Source organism: Pseudooceanicola lipolyticus, from assembly GCF_002786325.1.
GTDB classification, from domain to species: Bacteria; Pseudomonadota; Alphaproteobacteria; order Rhodobacterales; family Rhodobacteraceae; genus Pseudooceanicola_C; species Pseudooceanicola_C lipolyticus.
Genome location: NZ_PGTB01000212.1, coordinates 1 through 5,182, shown reverse-complemented (window position 1 = coordinate 5,182; position 5,182 = coordinate 1). Strand labels below are relative to the sequence as shown.

Genomic DNA, 5,182 nt, shown 5'->3' with positions numbered 1-5,182 from the left:
AGGCCGGGCCGCGCGGCTTGGGCCGCCGCCATCAGCGTGTCCTTGCCCACCCCCGACGGGCCGACAATCGCAAACAGCCGCCCCGCCATCACGCCGCCTTCGGCGCAAAGCGCGACACGTCGATCGCGCGGTCGGCGACGCGGTCGCGCGCCTCGACATCGTGAAAGATGCCGATGATCGCCGCGCCGCGCGCCTTGGCCTCGGCAATCAGGTCCAGCACCGTCTCGCGATTGGCGGCATCCAGGCTGGCGGTCGGCTCGTCCAGCAGCAGGGCGGGATAATCATGGGCAAAGCCGCGGGCGATGTTCACCCGCTGCTGTTCGCCACCGGAAAAGGTGGTCGGGCTGAGTCCCCACAGAGTTTCAGGGATGCGCAGCCGCGTCAGCAAGGCGCGCGCGCGCTCCAGCGCGGTTGCGCGGTCTTCGCCGAGCGCCAGCAGCGGCTCGGCCACCACCTCGACCGTCGGCACCCGCGGCACCACGCGCAGGAACTGGCTGACATAGCCCAGCGTCCGGCGCCGCAGCGCCAGGATCTCGCGCGGCTCGGCGCGGGCCACGTCGACCCCGCCGACCAGGATCGCACCCGAAGCGGCCAGGTAATTGCCATAGATCATCCGCATCAACGTCGACTTTCCGGCCCCCGAATTGCCGGTCAGCGCCACACATTCGCCGGGCGCGACGCTGAACTCCGCCCCCTGCATCACCGCGATCGCGGCGCCGCCCTGGTTGTGCAGGGTGAAGGTTTTCGACAGGTTCTCGATCCGGATCATCCCGGTCTCCTTATATCCAGCGGCGCCATTTCAGGATCACCCAGGTCACCACCGCCGAGCCGGCCATCAGCGCCAGCGCGGCGGGATAGCCCCAGGGCTGGGCCAGTTCCGGCATGTTGACGAAATTCATCCCATAGGCCGAGGCGATCAGCGTCGGCGGCAGGAACAGCGCGGCGATCACCGACAGGATGCGCACGGTGTCATTCTGCGCCAGCGAGATCATGCCCAACGTCGCGTCGGTGGCCAGGCTGACCCGCGCCGACAGGAAATCGGCATGCACGCCCAGCGCCTGGATGTCGCGCGTCGCGCCCTTGATGAAGGGGTTCAGCGCCTTGGTGCCGGGCCGGCCCTCGGCAATCTGGCTGAAATAGGACAGCGCGCGTTCCAGCGTCAGCAGGCACAGCCGCACCCGGCCCAGCAATTCGCCCTCGCGCCCGATCGACACCAGCGCCTCTTTCAGCACCGCGCCGTTCTTGCCGGTCTGGCCGCCGAACACGGTGCGCGCAATGTCGTCCAGCGCCCGGCCGGTGCCCTCCATCAGGTCGGCCAGCCGGCCGATGATTTCCTCGATCAGGCCCAGGAAAATCCGGTCCGGGCTGCTGCAGCCCGGCCCCGACCGGTCGGCGCGGGCCGGAAAGGTCTCGAACGGGCGCGGCGCGTGGTGGCGCACCGTCACCAGCCGCTCGGGCGCCAGGATAAAGGTCACCGGTCCGGCCATCGGCGCCTTGGAGGTCGACAGTCCCGGCACCACCACGGTCATCACCTCGGTGCCGGCATTGCGGTAGAGCCGTGCCGAGATCTCGATCTCTTCCATCTCGTCCAGGCTGGGCACCTCGATGCCCAGCGCCGCCACCGCCGCGCTTTGCGGCGGCATCGGGCGGTAGAGGTCGATCCAGGTGGCCGCGGCCAGATCCGCCTCGGGCGCCATGCGCGCCAGCTTGTCGCCTTCGATCTGGTAGGCGAACAGCATCTCAGACCTGCAGGACCGAGCTGACCAGCAGCTGGGTATAGCCGTGCTGGGGATCGTCCAGCACCTGGTCGGTCAGCCCGGTTTCCACCACCCGCCCCCCCTTCATCACCATCAGCCGGTCGGCCAGCAGCCGCACCACGGCAAGGTCATGGGTGACGATGATCGCCGACAGCCCCATTTCGCGCACCAGCCCGCGCAACAGGTCCAGCAGCCGCGCCTGCACCGATACGTCCAGCCCGCCGGTCGGTTCGTCCATGAAGACCAGCCGCGGCGCGGTGACCAGGTTGCGGGCGATCTGCAGCCGTTGCTGCATGCCGCCGGAAAACGCCGAGGGCCGGTCGTCGATCCGGTCGGCGGCGATCTCGACCCGGCCCAGCCAGTCGGTCGCCTGGTCGCGGATGGTGCCGTAATGCCGCGCGCCGACCGCCATCAGCCGTTCGCCCACATTGCCGCCGGCCGACACCGTCATGCGCAGCCCGTCGCGCGGGTTCTGATGCACGAAGGCCCAGTCGGTGCGGCCCAGCATCCGCCGTTCCGGCTCGGACATGGTCAGGGTGTCACGCGGGCCGTCGCTGCGGGTGTCGAACAGCACCGCGCCGCTGTCGGGCTGCAATTGCCCGGCGAGGCAGCCCAGCAGGGTGGATTTGCCCGAGCCGCTTTCGCCGACGATGCCCATCACCTCGCCCGGCCAGAGATCGAAGGAAATGTCGGTGCAGCCGATCCGCGCGCCGTAGCGCTTGGAAATGTCGCGCACCTGCAGCAGCGGCGCAGCGCCCGCCGCCGGGGGCCAAGACTTTTCAGAAAAGTCTTGGCAAAAGTTTTCTGAAAACTTTTGCCCGCTCATGCCCCGGCCTCCGCATAGGGCGCCGCCATGGCACCGGTGTGGCCCTGCGCGCGGCGCGCGCCGCAATAATCGGTATCCGAACAGACAAACATCCGCCCGCCCGCATCGTCGACGATCACCTCGTCGAGATAGGTATCCTCGGCGCCGCAAAGCGCGCAGGGATGATCGGCGCGCGAGGGGTCGAACGGGTGATCCTCGAAATCCAGGCTCACCACCCGGGAGAAGGGCGGGATCGCGTAGATGCGCTGTTCCCGCCCGGCGCCGAACAGCTGCAGCGCCCGGCTTTCCAGCTTGGGATTGTCGAATTTCGGGATCGGCGACGGGTCCATCACGTAGCGCCCCTCCACCTTCACCGGATAGGCATAGGCGGTGGCGATCTCGCCATTGCGGGCGATATCCTCGTACAGCTTCACATGCATCAGCCCGTATTCCTCCAGCGCGTGCATCCGGCGCGTCTCGGTCTCGCGCGGTTCCAGGAAGCGCAGCGGCTCGGGGATCGGCACCTGGTAGACCAGGATCTGATCCTCGCCCAGCGGCGCTTCGGGAATGCGGTGGCGGGTCTGGATCACCGTCGCTTCGCAGGTATGTTCGGTGGTCTCGACCCCTGCGGTGCGTTCAAAGAACTTGCGGATCGACACCGCATTGGTGGTGTCATCGGCGCCCTGGTCGATCACCTTTAGCCGGTCCGCGGGTGTCAGGCAGGCGGCGGTCACCTGCACGCCGCCGGTGCCCCAGCCATAGGGCATCGGCATCTCGCGGCTGGCAAAGGGCACCTGGTAGCCGGGGATCGCCACCGCTTTGAGCAACGCGCGGCGGATCATCCGCTTGGTCTGTTCGTCGAGATAGGCGAAGTTATAGGCTTGATCTGTCATCTTACCCTCAAGGAACGGTCGACCAGATGCTCACAAACGAAGAGATGCAGCAAACGCTGCTTGAATCTCACAAGAACATCCCCAAGCGGCTCCGTCGCATGGAACTGCTGGTTGGTGGCATTGGCGGAATCTGCATCGCGCTGCAGTGGCGCCTGGCAGAGCATTTCAATCTTAGTCTCTTTGGTTGGCTCTGACCTCATTCCGCCGCCTCCTGGCGCGCGCCCAGCGCCTCGGCGCGCATCCGCCGCACCAGCTCCAGCTCGGACTGGAAATCGACGTAATGGGGTAGCTTGATATGTTCCAGAAAGCCGGTGCCCTGGATGTTGTCGGAATGGGCCAGCACGAATTCCTCGTCCTGCGCCGGGGCGCCGACATCATCCTCGCCCAGTTCCTCCCAGCGCAGCGCTCGGTCGACCAGCGCCATCGAGATCGCCTTGCGCTCGGTCTGGCCGAAAACCAGGCCGTAGCCACGGGTGAATTGCGGCGGCTCGGTCTTGGACCCGGCGAACTGGTTCACGGTCTCGCATTCGGTCAGGGTGATCTCGCCGATGCCAATGGCAAAGCCCAACTCGGGGATCTCCATCTCGACCTCGACCGTGCCGATGCGCAGTTCGCCCACGAAGGGGTGGTTGCGGCCATAGCCGCGCTGGGTGGAATAGGCCATGCCCAGCAGGAACCCCTCGTCGCCGCGGCTCAGCGCCTGCAGCCGCAGCGCCCGGCCGGCCGGGTATTCCATCGGCTGACGGGTCATGTCGGGGGGCGCGGTGTCGCTGGCCGGCTCGTCCTGGATCAGCCCGTCGCGGTTCAGGAACCCGGTCACGCGCGGCTTGTCGGCCAGGTCGGGCGTGGCGGCTTCCGCCGCCGGCACCTCGCCCTCGGCGGCCAGTTTGAAATCCAGCAGCCGGTGGGTGTAGTCGAAGGTCGGGCCCAGCACCTGGCCGCCGGGCACATCCTTGAAGGTGGCCGAGATGCGCCGGTCGCAGACCATCGCGCCGGTTTCCACCGGTTCGGACTGGCCGATGCGCGGCAGCGTGGTGCGATAGGCGCGGATCAGGAAAATCGCCTCGATCAGGTCGCCCCGCGCCTGCTTGATCGCCAGCGCCGCCAGGTCGGGATCATAGAGCGAGCCCTCCGCCATCACCCGGTTCACCGCCAGGGCCAGCTGTTCGCGAATCTGCGCCAGGCTCAGCTCGGCAATCTCGGGATTGCCGCGCCGCTCCTCGGCCAGCCAGGCATGGGCATTGTCGATGGCGCGCTCGCCGCCCTTGACCGCTACATACATCAGGCCTCCTCCACGACGGTGCTGCGCGGCAGCGCCGCCAGCGCGCTGCCGCAGGTGAAGAAAAAGTCCAGCCCCAGCGGGAACAGCGCCCGGTTGGCCCGGAACGCCGCGGTCTCGGGCAGCGACAGAAACGCCGCAGTTTCGATCCCCGGCCCGGTCAGCCGCGCGCCCTGGCTGGTCAGTTGGTCCATCTCGACGATCAGTGTCGTCGAGCGGTCGGGATAATCCGCGGTGCCAACCGGATAGGCCGAAAGCGGTTGCAGCGCCGCCCAACCGCCCAGCGCAAACCGCGCCGCGCCCGGCGCAACGATCGGGGCGCCGGTATGGAAGGCGATCCAGCTGCGGATCTCGGCCCCGTCATGGCCCGGCGCCAGGTAGAGCGGCGTCTCGCGGTCGCACAGCGTCAGCAGCAGCCCTCGACCGGTTCAAAGCTGATGAAGGCGGT

General features: G+C 67.8%; 6 protein-coding genes and 1 pseudogene. 1 reads left to right on the top strand and 6 read right to left on the bottom strand.

The genetic code is table 11. The features are described 5' to 3' along the window. Positions 1–88: 88 nt before the first annotated feature. The 4 genes from phnL to CVM52_RS23275 form a co-directional block, all read right to left on the bottom strand. Complete coding sequence (gene phnL / locus CVM52_RS23290) at positions 89–769, bottom strand: phosphonate C-P lyase system protein PhnL (protein ID WP_100164735.1); 681 nt, start codon at positions 767–769, stop codon at positions 89–91. Between the two features lie 10 nt (positions 770–779). Continuing rightward, a complete protein-coding gene (locus CVM52_RS23285) occupies positions 780–1,739 on the bottom strand; it encodes a magnesium transporter CorA family protein (RefSeq protein WP_100164734.1) in 960 nt (319 codons plus the stop codon). A gap of 1 nt (position 1,740) precedes the next feature. Continuing rightward, complete coding sequence (gene phnK / locus CVM52_RS23280) at positions 1,741–2,502, bottom strand: phosphonate C-P lyase system protein PhnK (protein ID WP_100164736.1); 762 nt, start codon at positions 2,500–2,502, stop codon at positions 1,741–1,743. A 77-nt stretch (positions 2,503–2,579) separates the two neighbouring features. Beyond that, the gene (locus CVM52_RS23275) at positions 2,580–3,455 is read right to left on the bottom strand and encodes an alpha-D-ribose 1-methylphosphonate 5-phosphate C-P-lyase PhnJ (protein ID WP_100164733.1); all 876 of its coding nucleotides are present in this window, start codon (positions 3,453–3,455) and stop codon (positions 2,580–2,582) included. Positions 3,456–3,481: 26 nt separating this feature from the next. Between CVM52_RS23275 and CVM52_RS27150 the strand changes: the two genes are divergently transcribed. Continuing rightward, entirely contained in the window at positions 3,482–3,649 is a 168-nt protein-coding gene (locus CVM52_RS27150; RefSeq protein ID WP_172721076.1) for a hypothetical protein, read from the top strand. A 2-nt stretch (positions 3,650–3,651) separates the two neighbouring features. On the opposite strand, the gene CVM52_RS23270 is transcribed toward CVM52_RS27150, so the two are convergent. Together CVM52_RS23270 and phnH are read right to left on the bottom strand one after the other, a co-directional pair. After that, complete coding sequence (locus CVM52_RS23270; protein WP_100164732.1) at positions 3,652–4,737, bottom strand: carbon-phosphorus lyase complex subunit; 1,086 nt, start codon at positions 4,735–4,737, stop codon at positions 3,652–3,654. Continuing rightward, positions 4,737–5,150 (bottom strand): annotated as a pseudogene (gene phnH / locus CVM52_RS23265) (phosphonate C-P lyase system protein PhnH); the annotation flags it as partial. The gene CVM52_RS23270 and the pseudogene phnH, both read right to left, overlap by 1 nt. Positions 5,151–5,182: the final 32 nt, after the last annotated feature.

Coding starts and splice junctions, on each gene's coding strand:
- phnL (WP_100164735.1), bottom strand. CDS start 769: ATGATCCGGATCGAGAACCTGTCGAAAACCTTCACCCTGCACAACCAG.
- CVM52_RS23285 (WP_100164734.1), bottom strand. CDS start 1,739: ATGCTGTTCGCCTACCAGATCGAAGGCGACAAGCTGGCGCGCATGGCG.
- CVM52_RS23275 (WP_100164733.1), bottom strand. CDS start 3,455: ATGACAGATCAAGCCTATAACTTCGCCTATCTCGACGAACAGACCAAG.
- CVM52_RS27150 (WP_172721076.1), top strand. CDS start 3,482: ATGCTCACAAACGAAGAGATGCAGCAAACGCTGCTTGAATCTCACAAG.
- CVM52_RS23270 (WP_100164732.1), bottom strand. CDS start 4,737: ATGTATGTAGCGGTCAAGGGCGGCGAGCGCGCCATCGACAATGCCCAT.